General features: G+C 37.0%; 16 protein-coding genes. 4 read left to right on the top strand and 12 right to left on the bottom strand.

What is annotated here, in order from left to right:
* Nucleotides 1-139: 139 nt before the first annotated feature.
* From J4526_07485 to J4526_07450, 8 genes are all read right to left on the bottom strand, one after another.
* Nucleotides 140-640, bottom strand: coding sequence for a hypothetical protein (locus tag J4526_07485; protein ID WFO74905.1), 501 nt, complete (start codon nucleotides 638-640; stop codon nucleotides 140-142).
* A 5-nt stretch (nucleotides 641-645) separates the two neighbouring features.
* Nucleotides 646-1,497: a ThiF family adenylyltransferase gene (locus J4526_07480; GenBank protein ID WFO74904.1), complete on the bottom strand. Its 852-nt coding sequence runs from the start codon at nucleotides 1,495-1,497 to the stop codon at nucleotides 646-648.
* Nucleotides 1,484-2,473: a hypothetical protein gene (locus tag J4526_07475; protein ID WFO74903.1), complete on the bottom strand. Its 990-nt coding sequence runs from the start codon at nucleotides 2,471-2,473 to the stop codon at nucleotides 1,484-1,486. Before J4526_07475 ends, J4526_07480 begins: the two co-directional genes overlap by 14 nt.
* A 9-nt stretch (nucleotides 2,474-2,482) precedes the next feature.
* The gene (locus J4526_07470) at nucleotides 2,483-3,013 is read right to left on the bottom strand and encodes a hypothetical protein (GenBank protein ID WFO74902.1); all 531 of its coding nucleotides are present in this window, start codon (nucleotides 3,011-3,013) and stop codon (nucleotides 2,483-2,485) included.
* 27 nt (nucleotides 3,014-3,040) lie between these two features.
* Nucleotides 3,041-3,277, bottom strand: a complete 237-nt coding sequence (locus J4526_07465; GenBank protein ID WFO74901.1) for a hypothetical protein — start codon at nucleotides 3,275-3,277, stop codon at nucleotides 3,041-3,043.
* A gap of 235 nt (nucleotides 3,278-3,512) precedes the next feature.
* Nucleotides 3,513-4,001: a hypothetical protein gene (locus tag J4526_07460; protein ID WFO74900.1), complete on the bottom strand. Its 489-nt coding sequence runs from the start codon at nucleotides 3,999-4,001 to the stop codon at nucleotides 3,513-3,515.
* 327 nt (nucleotides 4,002-4,328) lie between these two features.
* Nucleotides 4,329-6,131, bottom strand: coding sequence for a hypothetical protein (locus tag J4526_07455; GenBank protein WFO74899.1), 1,803 nt, complete (start codon nucleotides 6,129-6,131; stop codon nucleotides 4,329-4,331).
* A 20-nt stretch (nucleotides 6,132-6,151) separates the two neighbouring features.
* The gene (locus tag J4526_07450; GenBank protein WFO74898.1) at nucleotides 6,152-6,565 is read right to left on the bottom strand and encodes a hypothetical protein; all 414 of its coding nucleotides are present in this window, start codon (nucleotides 6,563-6,565) and stop codon (nucleotides 6,152-6,154) included.
* Nucleotides 6,566-6,765: 200 nt separating this feature from the next.
* Here J4526_07450 and J4526_07445 point away from each other — a divergent pair, with 200 nt between their 5' ends.
* On the top strand, nucleotides 6,766-7,659 hold the full coding sequence (locus J4526_07445) for a hypothetical protein (protein ID WFO74897.1): 894 nt from the start codon (nucleotides 6,766-6,768) through the stop codon (nucleotides 7,657-7,659).
* 320 nt (nucleotides 7,660-7,979) lie between these two features.
* On the opposite strand, the gene J4526_07440 is transcribed toward J4526_07445, so the two are convergent.
* On the bottom strand, nucleotides 7,980-8,765 hold the full coding sequence (locus tag J4526_07440) for a hypothetical protein (protein ID WFO74896.1): 786 nt from the start codon (nucleotides 8,763-8,765) through the stop codon (nucleotides 7,980-7,982).
* 224 nt (nucleotides 8,766-8,989) lie between these two features.
* Here J4526_07440 and J4526_07435 point away from each other — a divergent pair, with 224 nt between their 5' ends.
* The 3 genes from J4526_07435 (at nucleotide 8,990) to J4526_07425 (ending at nucleotide 11,611) form a co-directional block, all read left to right on the top strand.
* The gene (locus J4526_07435; GenBank protein WFO74895.1) at nucleotides 8,990-10,813 is read left to right on the top strand and encodes a hypothetical protein; all 1,824 of its coding nucleotides are present in this window, start codon (nucleotides 8,990-8,992) and stop codon (nucleotides 10,811-10,813) included.
* 215 nt (nucleotides 10,814-11,028) lie between these two features.
* Nucleotides 11,029-11,271 (top strand): C2H2-type zinc finger protein, encoded by a 243-nt coding sequence (locus J4526_07430; GenBank protein ID WFO74894.1) that lies wholly within the window; start codon nucleotides 11,029-11,031, stop codon nucleotides 11,269-11,271.
* 151 nt (nucleotides 11,272-11,422) lie between these two features.
* On the top strand, nucleotides 11,423-11,611 hold the full coding sequence (locus J4526_07425; GenBank protein ID WFO74893.1) for a hypothetical protein: 189 nt from the start codon (nucleotides 11,423-11,425) through the stop codon (nucleotides 11,609-11,611).
* 17 nt (nucleotides 11,612-11,628) lie between these two features.
* On the opposite strand, the gene J4526_07420 is transcribed toward J4526_07425, so the two are convergent.
* The 3 genes from J4526_07420 to J4526_07410 all read right to left on the bottom strand — a co-directional run bounded on the left by J4526_07420 (nucleotide 11,629) and on the right by J4526_07410 (nucleotide 14,114).
* Complete coding sequence (locus tag J4526_07420) at nucleotides 11,629-12,822, bottom strand: DUF91 domain-containing protein (protein WFO74892.1); 1,194 nt, start codon at nucleotides 12,820-12,822, stop codon at nucleotides 11,629-11,631.
* Between the two features lie 174 nt (nucleotides 12,823-12,996).
* Nucleotides 12,997-13,440 (bottom strand): hypothetical protein, encoded by a 444-nt coding sequence (locus J4526_07415; protein ID WFO74891.1) that lies wholly within the window; start codon nucleotides 13,438-13,440, stop codon nucleotides 12,997-12,999.
* 131 nt (nucleotides 13,441-13,571) lie between these two features.
* Nucleotides 13,572-14,114 (bottom strand): isoprenylcysteine carboxylmethyltransferase family protein, encoded by a 543-nt coding sequence (locus J4526_07410; protein WFO74890.1) that lies wholly within the window; start codon nucleotides 14,112-14,114, stop codon nucleotides 13,572-13,574.
* Between the last annotated feature and the right edge of the window lie 25 nt (nucleotides 14,115-14,139).

The raw sequence follows: 14,139 nt of genomic DNA, 5'->3' as shown, positions 1-14,139 counted from the left end.
ACCTATGACCTAGGAAGCGAGGATCTTGATTATTTATTACCTAGCTCACCTCCTTACCAAAAGCAATCAAGTAATTGTTACTGCACAAAGTATGGAGTTTTTAGAGGAATTACTGAACATAAATTTGCTTTATTCTTGATTAGATAATAATTGCCTGCTCTGCCTCCATTAATGTATTGTTCTTTGTTATGATGTAAAATCTTAGACTACTCTCTTTAATAGTGTTTATCTTGAAGCAGGAAAAAATACCTAATAGCATGTATTCCCTGTTAAGTTTGTCAAGTAAATTAGCAAAAAAGATTTTGTCTTGATGAGAGGGATAAGCAATCCTATGTAATGTAACTGTTATTGTTTGTGGATTCAATGCTCCAGATTTTTTCATAGACGGTGTATATGGATGGGTGTGTAGCATCCCTATACAAGTTTTTAATTTTGCCAGCTCTATTCGGGGGAGTAAGTATGAATTTGTAGTTGCATAGTTTTTCACGATCTCGATATCTGTTATGAGAAGCTGTAATTCTCCATGAGAGCTCCAATCTTCTTTACCGTAGATATACATGGCGATTTCCTTGGGATAAGCCTCAAAGGCCCGTTCTTTTAGTCTTTCTAATAAAGAATATAGGTAAACAACTTTGGCCATAATAATCACCATAACTCATTTTTAATAATCCAACGATTAAGCTCATGGAGGTTACTGAAGCGTATTCGTGTAAGCTCGTTGACGTATTTGCTATTACATTCTCTTGGCCGAATTTTCTTGATGTTAATTGTATCGTGTATAGCATATATTGATAAGAGAACATTCTCTTTTATCGTTCCTATAGCGTAATTTAATGCTAACCATGCTGCTTCTGCTGATACAGTATATGTGACAACAGGGTTTATAGCGTATCCTTGTCCACCTATATTAGCTTGAAGAAAATCAGGACATAGTGGCTTAGAAGGTGTTCCTTTTCCGCAATAACCGCCAACCCATCCATCATCTCTATCCGCACCCAGGCTTACAAGAGGTTTCCCGAAAGCTATGCTCCATATAGTTAGTATTCTTCTAGGGGAAACCTTGTCTACGGCTGCTATGAGAACATCGCTTCTTTTGATAATATCATCGAATTTATTAAGAAGACCCGTAAGCTCGTTCTCACTTATAACTAGGTCCGATGATGGTATTGGTTCTGTAATTACAGTTATTTTTGTATCAAGAAACGGGTATGTTAATAGCAGTTTTTCTGCCAAAGCTTTAGATTTAGGTACACCAATATATCTAGGCCCATATGGTTGATATCCTACATTCTCTATATCAACGATATCATAATCTATGAGAATAAGTTCCCGAGGATTAAATCTTGCCAGGATTTCCGCTATAATTGACCCAATAGATCCACAACCTATAATAGCTATTCTCTTCTCATTAATTCCTTGAAGCTCCTTCTTCTTATTCAGATAGTGTTTAAGCAGTCTCAGTTCAAAACCATAGTATTTACCATTACCCATAGGCATTTCCGTTACCCTCTCTTTGTTGTGCTTTAGAGTTCAGCTTATCTTCTGAAATCCAAGAAAAATGAATAGAATTTACAGCGACAACATCTACATTTATTTTAGATAGTATTGATACTCGCCATGCCTTTCTTTCTTTAATATTGATCACATAAACATTATTTAAACCAGTTCTTGACGCATAGAGTCCAACAAACCATTGTGTAAGAGGGGATAACTCTCTGTTGTTTACAACATTCCCGGAGATACCTAACATCCCTTCTTTTATTATTGATGCAGGAAGCTTGCTTGCCTCCTCTTTATTGTAAACAGTATGTACATATAACGTATTAGTGTATGGATCTTCTGATACAATATATAGCGATATGTCATTATTGTTTAATAACTTGGTAGAGTTAGCCAACACGATATTATTTATTTCGGTAACTTGATAATCATAGTTGAGTATGGGCACATAAAACATTATCTCAAAATGTATTGTTAAAGATTGTCTTTCATTACTTGTAATTCTCGCTGAAGCTATGGAGTATAAGTAAGGTTTTGTTAGAGCAAGTGTGTTTGCCTCTAGCAGTTTCTCAGCAATCTCTCTAAATGTATTGCTATCTGTGCCTGATGGTTTAGCTTCTAGCCAGGGATGTGTATGCCCAAAAACTTCTCCTGCTCTAGCAGGTATTTGTATTGAGTATTTTGACTTGGGTTTTGCCTTTATTTCATAGACTTTTTCATGTAGTTTGTAGATTAGAGTGTTATCTTTTTCATAGATGTCGTATTTCGCTGCAAAACCTGATTCACATGAATGGAGTTCATTGTTGTTGCCCATGGAATTATTGTGATCTGTACTAGTACACTTTAAACAATCTTTGACTGTTTGTGTAAATACTTTGGCAAGAAAATCAATAGATGTGTATACTTTTATCATGGTTTTAATACTTTGTCGTGATTGGTTTATTTTATTTCTTTTCTTTATTCTATCAAACATTTTGTAAAGTCACCCCCTAAAGTTGGGATATACTAGATCAAAAATAGGTTCATGTTCTTTGGGATTATCTGTTTTTAGCAAACCTCTCAAATGATCCTTAAGAGCACCTATATAGAGGGTTTTCCTTTCGAGACACCTTAAGAATTCAGTGTCCCAGTGGACTTCGTAATACTCATAACCAATCGGAAGATTGTTTTTCCTCAAGTACTCTTCAAGGACATTCCTATATAATTTACTGTAAACTTGTTGTAAGGGGCTTCTATTGGAAAACAAACATGGATGAATGTATCCGGGATAAACATATACTCGTGGGATTTTCCTCGGATAATGTAAAAGATCTTCCGCAACAATAAAAGCATGTTTTCTCCTATTTTTTGTACCAACAAATATTATGAAAGCATATGTACCTATACATAAAGGAGTATCTAATGGTCTAATTACATCATAACTTGTTTCCAGCTCCTTGAGTATATACTTGTAGCTAACAAAAACTTTACGATTATTTAAATCACAATACTTAATATAAAAAGAGGTATTCATTATACCACCGTTTTTAATAATCCGTAGTTAAGCAACAGTCTTGTAAGTATCAATCTCGACAACATCACCATCCTTAAATACGCTACCAATGACAACTTCGTCGTCAGCACTTGGATTAATATCGATTAATGTTGCTTCGTCTCTACCAAAAATTCTTTTTAAGTAATCCCTGAATTCCTTAAACTTCATTGAACTTGGTACTTCGATTTCTCTCTGGGCATCAGTCATCCTGTCAATGACTACTAGCTTAAGACGAGGCTTCACTGCATACCACACCTCTCCTATCCTAGTTCTAGTTAATTTTTGTTGTACTCTATAGATAAATTTTACTCAAAAAATAATCTATTACTAGTTCAATAGGCTCGATAGTTTATATTTGCAATATGCTCAATTAGATACCAATTAGACCGAACAAGAGAAAGGAAAATAATCGAATAGTTAAAAAGGTAATCAGTTATTATAATATTTACCGGAGTGTTTTTTAGTAATAAGATCAATCTTATTGTTTACAAAGGCTAAACTTTGATATAGCAGATACTATTACTTTACCTGCTTGTTCTTTTTCTGCTCTATTCTTTATTAGTCCTCTCTCTACTAATGCAAGAAGTTCTTCTATCATTACCCTAAGCTCATTCGGAGTAACACGTACGACATAAATTCTCGTTCGTGGATCAATTTTTTCTTCTTTAAGTTTTCTTGTTTTCTCCACTATACTTTTCAGTAGATCAGGACAATTGTTAACAATATTGCTTGGGAGAATTATTCGGAGTCTATCAATAGTTGTTGCCCTTACAATTGGTATTGATTCTATCAATCGAAGATTCTTAAGCTTAGCTAAGCTTCTCTTAATACTTCCTACGGGAATATGAGGAGCTTTTTCTGAAAGGTCTTCTAGTGTTGCAACTCCACCATTTTCTAGAATCAATGCGAAAACTTCTAATTCAGTAGGCGATAACTCGAGCAGTAAGTTCGTTCGTTTCACAATCATAATATAGCCTCCCTCTCTTTTCAAAGTAGATTGTCTCACTAGTTTACCTCTTCGGCGCCAGCTTATTTACTTTTATCATTGTATTTACGGTATTTTTCAAGAATTTTCGAAGATCTATAGTAGGGAAAATTAATAAACAGTGATGCGTAATCTTAGTAAAAAATGTACACGGTGCAGATAATTGACCTCTTGTGTTGAATATTATAGGCGTTTGGGTTTCTTACTTAAGAATGCAGCAAAAGAGCTAAAAGCATTGGGAATATCCTCTGTGAAAAATCTAAAGTACGTTAAGTACGCTAAATATAGGGTAAGGATGAATAATTAAGATTATGATTTAATCATTTTCTTCATTAGCATAGTAATGTTTATTAGAATATCTCTTCCTATTTGATTATTAAATCTATTATCAAAAATTACTTGGAGGTCTACAGGTGAATAATTGTTTTCCCTAAATTTAATTATTATTTTATTGCTGAAATAAGGCGTTTCAGCCCGTCTTATGGTTATACCTATCTCTTCTAGATCATTTAAAAAATCAGCCAATTTTTTGTAAAAAGTCTTGTTGCTCACGATTTTCTGTTTTTCAAATTTTTCTACAAGATTTCTACGAGTATTACTAGAAGCTGATATAAGTTTAATACAAGCACTTGGAAGATCCTCTATAGAAACAGTGTAAATCTTTCTTCTTCCATCACAAATTTCTAGAACACCCTCTAAAATAAGTAGTAATGCATCTAAACACTTCTTTGCCTTACCTTTAGCAGAGGCTACTAGTGCATTTACGTCTTCAAAAAGCTTAAATACCTCTTTTACTGACACGGTTTTCTGCTTAGTTTTGATCGATAGTTTTATTGGTTCGTTACAAAGAGAATGTTCTTCCCGATACATGATATTCACTTTATCTGCGAACTCTATTAGTTCATTTAAATACTTCAATATATGCGCTAAATTGTTCTTTAGCGTATCAATATTCTTTGTGTAGTTAATTCCTTTATCCTTCTTAATTTCCTTATACTTTCTTAAGGCTTCAATATACAAGGTTAAACAATTAACTGTCTCAACGATATCTTCTTTTCTGTTAGTTAGTAATTCATATAGATCAGTAACATAGATGTTTTTGACTCTGTCTGAACACAATATAATAGACTCTTTATCAATAATTTTTTTATCTATTAGATCAACAACTATGTTTAGGACATTACTTTTACGTAATGATACACTTTTCTCTCTAGTTTTCATTGAACTTCTGTTTTTTGAGGAAGAACTTTCTAGGTATTTTTCTAGGTATTGTCGCAATCCAGAAAAATGCCATGGGATAGTCATGGGCTTTATATTAATGACGTAAAAACAACAAACATTATTGTTCTCGAAGTACCTTTCTCCAAGAATACCTAAGTAGGTTTTTATAGCCTCAGTATACAATACTGTAGACACAAACATATGTATTGACTTGTAGTTAAAAAATAAAGAACTAAACCAGTACTCTGTTGATATAATTTTTCGTAGATTTTCAAGTATGTAAACAGTATACCAAGCTCTTAGCATAAGTGTAACGAATGCTCTCCTATATGAATGTAGTAACTGGGTTAGCTTTGAATAATATGTGTAAAGGTATCTATACTTCTCGGGTTGTTTCTCAGTTTTATTAATTAGTTCAGCAAGAATGCCTTCATGAATATCATATATGCTTACATTCCTGCTAAAATTTTCATCAATATATAGGAAAAAAGATTTGTCTAGGTCTATACCTAGAAAATTCAGTAATCTGATAAATTTTTCCTCTACTTCGTTTAAAATGTTTTTATCATAGCTAGGTTTACCATATGTTGACAATATAGAGTTTTTACCAGTATATAGTATGAAGAGTATTCCATAATCTATTCTTTTGTTCCTAATCATTTCAGATATTTTGGCTAGTACTCTAAGGCCTATTAGTGATACAAAACTTGTAGTCATGATTGATGGATAAATCAATAGGATACTTCGCTTAGATCTAGATATTTTTTCCAGTAAATGTTCTAATTTTTGTGGACTAAGGCTTCTTTCCAATACATGCTCTGAAGCAGACTCTTTTGGCTCAAATTTGTATTCTATGATCTCTTTTATATCCATAGTAGCGTCTTTTGCCATATTTTATTGCCCGAGCTAGATTATTCTGCTAAACCAAGAACTCTACTTAAATCTTTACCTATGAGAGTTCTATAGTTCTTCAACCAAGATTTTCTAATGGCTTCAGATAATTCTGTATTCTTTGCTAAAATAATTAAGTGAAGTTTTGGAGAATCCCTTGAAGAAGAATTACCTCCCTTAAGGATGTTATCATAAGTATTCACGCTAATGAGCACTCTTGTGTTTGGGTACAAGATTTTCTCTAGCGCCTTATACATTAATTGCGCTCTTTTCCTTAATTGTTGTTCCGGTAGATCGGAAACAACAACTATATCAATATCATTATAGTATTTTTTATATAAACTGCTTCCAACAAGTGTTACTGAGAGAATACGGCCTCCCAAATACTCATCCAACATGGTAATTGGTAGGGAAAACTTCCCAAGGAACGTCATTGAACCCACCTTTACTACTAACTTGTTTCTACACGGTTAATTTATTAATTTTTCCCAATATAACCTTTACTTCATCTACTAGTAGTTGAAAAGTTCAATCTGATCAACATTGACTAGAAGAAACAATGTATTCATTAGATTTAACGAAAATAATATAAACGTTTATAACTTAGATCTACCCGAGGGGAGGGTGGCGTGAAATGAGAACACTTGGGTACATTACAATAGTTATTACTTTTATAGCTATTATTGGCGGCTTTACTGTTGGTAGTAAATTCAGCATTACAGTTGACGACCTTGATGATTCATCTTATGTAATTAGTAGTGGTAAAGGTAATGTACACATCAACTTAGAGAGTAATGATGGAGTCGTGTTCAGTAATCTTGCATTGGTTGTAACGATTGGAGAGCCTTTGTACGTAGAGCGAATAGTGATGCCGACAAAAGTGTTTCCAGGCAGCAAAGATAAGGCGATTATAGTGATTAGAAACAAAGGTGCTACGACCCTTCCCGTAAGTGTTGAAGCTGAAGGAATATTTTATTCTGGAAACGTATTCACCAATGGGTACCTGTTATCATCAAACGATGATACAAATAATAAATCTACAGAAAACTATATTATGGTATATGGGAGCGTATATGGAATTGTCCGTCCTTACAAATCGTTGAACCTTAATATATCAGTATCGATCGATCTAGCTGCACCTCTTGGTGTTTATGAACTCGTATATCATGTATATCGTGGGACAAGTACTCATGGCATTCAACTAGCAGAAATTCACGTTGCTACAGGTCTAGGCGAGCCAGTAGTTGTTAAAGAGATAATATTTCCTTGGTTATGGCCTGGGCAATATGGCAATATAACAATAAAGATCCTTAACAGAGCAAACACTACATACACTATTGAACTACGAGTTTATGATATAACAACGCCTCCTTATGTTAATGAAAACCCATTACTTATATTATGTAATAAAACAATAGTAGTAAACATAGAGCCTAACGAACTACAGTACCTTCAAATCCCAATCTACGTTAAGAGCACCGCAGCACCTGGAACATATGTGATCTTCGTGCAACTGGTCCGCAAATAAAAATGCTACAACAAATCATAAATAATTTTTTACTTTATTTACTTTACCTAAGTTGAGGCAATGTTCTCCGGTTTTCATATCACTCTCATAGTAATTCTCCTTAAAGCTTATATAGTTGCCATAATGTTTATATTCACGAATACATTATTGAGCATACGAGTTCTACAGACAAAATGGGAATATGTTTTACCTTATCTTCAGTAATTAATGAACGAGGCCTATCAATATCTATTGTTAAGACGATTAACAATAAGAGGGTGAAACCAAGACATAGAGCAATGTAATGGGAAATAATGAATTAACTTAGATCATACCATTGATTAAAACAAAATTTTTGCATTCATTCTTAGTACGTACAGAATTTTTTCCATCTCCACTTCCGCTCTACCACTGCTTTTGCGATAATTTTTACGGGCGTAGGCATATGCTTTTTCTTCTCCCAAGAGTTTTACCAGGAGTCTTGTTGGTGGACCTACTAGTTTTCCTGGTACTGGTTTTGATACTGGTAGCGGTGGCTCGAGGATGAAGCTTTTGCCTATGAGGGCTACGGGATAATCGTTGCCGTGATAGTAATGGGGTGAGTACTTGAGGATGGGGGCTATCTCTAATGCTTTCTTCCACCCGTCTTTTAGTCTGCTTATGTTTAGTACTTTCTCAACTATTATGCCTCCCACGACGTATATGCCTGCTTTGCCTTGGCGTACAGAGTCTGTGAAAACTCTTCTTATCTCCTTTATAGACCAGCGTCTGCTGCCCCAGAATCCTCTAGGGTACTCTGCCAAGCCAGCGACAAAGAGTACTATATCACCGCTACGAACTCTGTTGAATCTTGGGTCTGTGTAGAAGCCGAGGTCGAGACGAGGATCCCTGTGGAGAATCCAGCTCCATTCAAGAGGCTGTAGCATCTCGTACTTCAAGCCTGTACATGGCTCAATGGCTCTACAAGGATCAAGATGGGCTGGCAGTCTATCTTGTGGAATATGCTCGTCAGGTATGGGTATCAAGCCAGCACACTCTTTCTCCCGGAGAAACGGAGAGTAATAACCTGGCATGACCTTTAGATCAGACGTGGAAAGGTAAACTCTCATCATGAATAATCTAGGCAAGACAAAACCACCAGGTAACAGTATCAATGCCTATACCTTAATAACGAGTAGCAAACAATTTATTCAAGACAAGAATCATCTCTGTTTCTTGTATTTATTACTAGAATAGAATTTAAGTCTTTTACATATTACATAGCACTCTGTTACGTTAGGTTAGATTTCGGGGTACAAAAGGTTTATGTGAGTATATTCACTAGCTTAATAGTATAGAGTGCGTGGTATTCATGGGTATAAATCATGATGAGTTATCTGAATTCGCTTGTAGAGGTATCGAATACGCTTTAGCAATATATGCGGCGACAAGATCTCCTAGAGAACACTACTACACGAATATTCTTGGGACACTAGAGCTCTTGGGTCTAGATAGTTCTAGAGCCGAGGAAATCTACCATGAGGTAACTGGTAGGCTCATCCGGTTGATAGAATCGGTTTCTCAGGAGGATGTCGAGAAGATTATCCGGGAGTGCTTGGATGAATACAAGGTGTTTGATGAGGCTGTGAAGAGAATACATGGGTTACCGGAGTCTAGTAGGAGGATCCTGCAATACGGTGTTTTGAGGATTAGGAAGAGTATTGAGAAATGGCATGTCGAGTACTTTAACTCTGATGATGTCGCTGATTTTGTCTCAGTGATGCTTGGAGAGGATATTAGTAGGGACGAGATCGAGCAATTGTTTGTGCGAACACTACTAGCAGTGAGAAACCATAGTTCCGGCAGGAGATACTACTACACGGTCATGAAGCTTATCCCTAATACGAAGAAGCTAGTCTACGAGATCTCTTCGACTGTAGAGAAAGAACTACCTAGTTACGACGAGATATACTCCAAGCTCAAGTACACGGCTGAAGCATTCCAGATAGCAGCTCTCTGCAACCCAGACAGCATAGTCTTCAACGCACTATATGGATTCAAACTAGAGGACGTGGTTACATACCTAGAGATACCCAAGATCGTGCATAAAGGTAAGAAAAACAATCTCTCCGAAATCACGAAAGACATCTACAAAGCCGTCCAAACGCTTGCCCAGGAACACGCTGACAACACCATGGTGAACCGTCTCGCTGATGCCTTCAAAAACCTTGGCTATGAAATAGATCTAAAACACAAGGGGTTCCTCGAGTACGCTTACTGCTGCAGATACACAGCCACACGCCCAGGAACAGTACTATACATCTACGTATGTCCCTTCGCGGTGAAACTACCCGGTGTAGGCAAGGACGAAAAAGCGGTAATAGTATTCGAAGGCATAGGCGCAAACCTACTAGAATACATCAACATCCTGGGCAGACATGACTGGTACAAGCATCTAGCCAACGCACTATGGATATGTATACACAAAAACAACGTCTACATCCTCAACACCACCATTAAGGACCCGTGGCAGAAAGAAATAGTTGAAAGCCTTAGAAAAACCTACCCCAACGTACACATTATCCCCCCGCCTACACCTGTTGAGAGAAAACCTATCCCCATCCCCGTACCAACAACACCACTACCCATTACACCAACACCTGTACCAGTTGAAACCATACGATCACATGAGGACATGAAGACCGTGGTTGCACAAGTACTAGAAGACATGGGCTTCTCGATCTATGTGAACGCGGTGAAAGCCACTAGGAGAAACGCCGAAATAGAAGTTGACATATGGGCTGAAAAACAAGTCGGCATGTCGAGATTCAAAATACATGTATCATGTGGAAACTGGGATCGAGACATCGACAGACTTGCTGTAGCCGAGGAATCCAGTAAAATAATGGATTTGGTAGAGCTACCGCACCTCCGAATACTAGTCGTTAAATCAATATCCAAGACAGCCAAAGGACTAGCTGATCTAGACGGGTTCTTTGTTATAGAGCTAGGCGAAAAAACCGTGAAAGCAAACGCTCAAGACGTATACGAAACAATATACAGAGAGTTATCAGAAATATTCACAAACATAGCACCACTCAAACTCGTGGGGATAGCCAGGAGAGTAAACAAAACAGCAGAAGAACTACATAGCATAGCACAAGAACTCTCAAGACTATCACAAAACTACAGATAATTTTACCCTTAGACACTAGCCAGAACCAGGTAAACCTAATCTATACAGTCAACACTATAATTATCATAATTACTACGTGACACGAGTTCTTCTAAACCATTAGTTACCCTGTTATCTTGAATGCCTAATCGACATATGGCTAGTGTTTTTCTTTCGAATAATTTAAAAGTCTATGAGAGAAAACATAGAGCTGTGTGAAAACCGTGGGCAACTCCATGAAGTTTAAGTTTAAATGCAGGCTTTGCGGGGAAGAATTTGATTCAGAAAACGAGTTATTCCTTCACATTGAGAGAGAATGCATGAAACTTATAGGAGTAACAAAGTGTCCTGTATGCGGGAAAGAGTTTTCATCAGAAAGAAACCTGAGAATGCACTTGGCGAAAGGATCAATGATGTATGCAAGTGATCCGGAGCATAGAAGACACTTCATGTATATCGCCTTAACAGAAACTACGTAACTAATTACTTACTGTATTGATCATAGCTTTCTTTTGGTGATTCTTCTAGTATTTGTCTGGCATTAACGCTACTTGCTTTAATGAATAGAATATACAAGGTGATGAAACAAGTATATTCGCAAAATCAAGCCAATGTACTGAAGATACCAATTTGATCAAAACAACGTATTATGATTCATCATATATCGTCTCAGCAATAGAGAATAACTTAATACTCGTAACCGACGACAGGAAACTAATTAACAAGATAGACATGTACAAAAACAAGATAAATGAAATATTAAATAACAAAATAAGCGTTATGACAACAAGAAACTTACTAGAGATAAAAATGGGGTGAATCAATAAAAATTGTGTTTAAGGATACACTTTAGTTTTAGCTATCGTGATATTCACTCTTATTTCTACTAGCTTTATGTTTGAAATGAGTTTTGCTGCATGCACTAATTTCTTCGAAAAACCATTAGCCACTATTATTCCTCTTACCTCTCTGTCTTCTCTCTGCCTTAAAGCAGACATGTATGCTAGTATTTGTGTTAATGTTGTATCATCTGCAATACCGCTTTTCACCTCGATTACAACGAGCCTATCGTTCTTGTCGCGTGCTATTATATCAGCACGTCCAACGCCTGGTAGGTGAATTTGACGCCCGATAAGTTCTAGTCCATCTTCAATTATATTAAGATCTCTCGCTAGAGTGTCTTCAACAAGTCTCTCAGGAACTATTGTTTCCCCACTTGAACCCATTGTGTGTATAGATATGGACTCGCGGGTATTCTCCTCTCTTTCTCTACCAGTTGTTATGTGTCTCTGTTGTAGAGTCAATGGAGTGCTAATGACGGGCTTCTGCTTATACTCCATTAAGTAGCTTCTTAATTTCTCAAGTCTACTAAGGGCTCTGCCTGGTTCTGTCCATAAGAGACCATGTAAGACTCTGTGGCTCAACTGTTCTATGAACTCAATGGCTTTGTCAAGTAGATCTATAGCCTTGTTAATGTTGAGGTACATAAAGCCTGCTTGTCCAAGCACTCTAACACCGATATCCCTCTCCATATCAAGAGGCATGGGTCGTGGCATTTGTGTGGAGTACTCTTTCTCTGCCCTCAAATAAAGCGCCATTTCTGTTTCAAGCTGCTCTCGTGTTCTCTTAGAGATCTCGTTCCTATACTCCATAGGGACTGTATCCCATAAAGATAGATCTGTATAAGGCTTATCCATAATACTTGTCTTGCCATAGACACCGACAAGATACCATAAGCGGTCATAGATATTCCTTGAAACAAAGAACACTACACCACCATCAATAAATCTTTTGGGTCTCAACACATGAATAGGTGCGGCATATCCATAGTAGTATTTATCACTAAATCCCTCGTAGAAATTCCACCATTCATGTCCAAAGCAATATTTTTCTACATAATCGTAGCCACCCTTAATACTTCCATAAGCACACTCAATGTAAAAACGATGATCCCAGCCCCGATAACCACTAGGAGACCATAGGATCTTCCAAGCAATAGCCGGGCTCAAACCAGAATAAGATGTAGCCAATATATCACCACTAAATATGCCTAATACAAAATAGAATAATACGAAACACAATATATTTAACTAACTCCAGCCTAGGATATGTAGAAACATAATCACGTGTAGCTAAAATGATTCTCATAAACAATTAAGGAATTCAAAGACTAGGTTCAAGGCATGTAGAGAAGACTGCTAGTGCTATTTTAGACTCATACAAAATGTTTTCATTAATCTTGTAAGCAATGGTCTTAGGTGTAAGGGGAGCATTGGGTCTTCCCAGTATGACTCTAGGTCTTTGCATCGTTTCTCTATCCACTCAATAGAGCCTTTTTTCTGTGCTTCCTTGAGCTCGATCTCCATGGCTTTTAAGTGTGCTTCATAGGTTCTCGGGTAAGCATTTAGGATCACTTTCTCGTCTATCTTGTATCCCATGTTTTTTAGGAAACATATCTCGGCTACTTCATGTAGGATCAGGAATTCGTTGCCGAGTATATCATCTATACTGGTCTTTTCATCCTCATAGGTAAGAGCATTTATGTAAGTCATGAACTCTTTGAGGGATACACTACAGTCAAGACCCATGCTTTTAAATTTCTCTATAATGCTCTTTATCAGGCTTGCAATGTCCTTTTCCCGCAGCAACACGTGTCACCTAATGCATTGTTGCTTATGAGTAATAGTATGACTCAAGCTCGAAAACCTGTCTGGATTTTGATTATTTAAGAAAAAGCCATACTCTATTTAAAAACTATGTCTCGTTATTCCCTGATTTTCTATCGTTTTCTAGGACGTGGTATTAGGAATGGTGTTCTCCTTTTATACTCAATGTACTCGCTGCCGAATCTTAGCTCAAGTTCTCTTTCCTCAATGAGCTTCACGTAGGCTATGAAGATTGCTTGTACCAGCAGCACTATCGCTATCCCTGTAACCGAGTTTACGAGGAAGACTAGGCCTAGGTAGTAGAGCATTGTCCCGAGTAACATGGGGTTCCTACAATAAGCATATGGTCCCTCGACTACTAGTCTCCGGGGAGGTGCTGCTGGTACAGGTGTCCCCCTACCTATACTCCATTGAGCCCAGGCAGCCCACGCAATAAAGAACAAGCCCACGGGTATCAAGATTAATGCGATAACAATATTGTATGGCTCAAAACCGAGATTAATACCCTGCATCCTGTCTAGAAACAACGAGACACAAACTATCGCTAAAGGGAACAAGAAAACGAAGACTATGGCACCGATTACCAGGAAAGCAACCAAGTGCCTCCTGTCACGCTCACGCTTAGCCCATGTAAGTAGCTTATCGATAACTCCCATACAAGCACCTCTAAACTCAAAGTAG

Source organism: Desulfurococcaceae archaeon MEX13E-LK6-19, from assembly GCA_029637525.1.
GTDB lineage: Archaea > Thermoproteota > Thermoprotei_A > Sulfolobales > Desulfurococcaceae > MEX13ELK6-19.
Note: the sequence above shows the minus strand (reverse complement) of the source record. Positions and strands in the feature narration are given on the sequence as shown.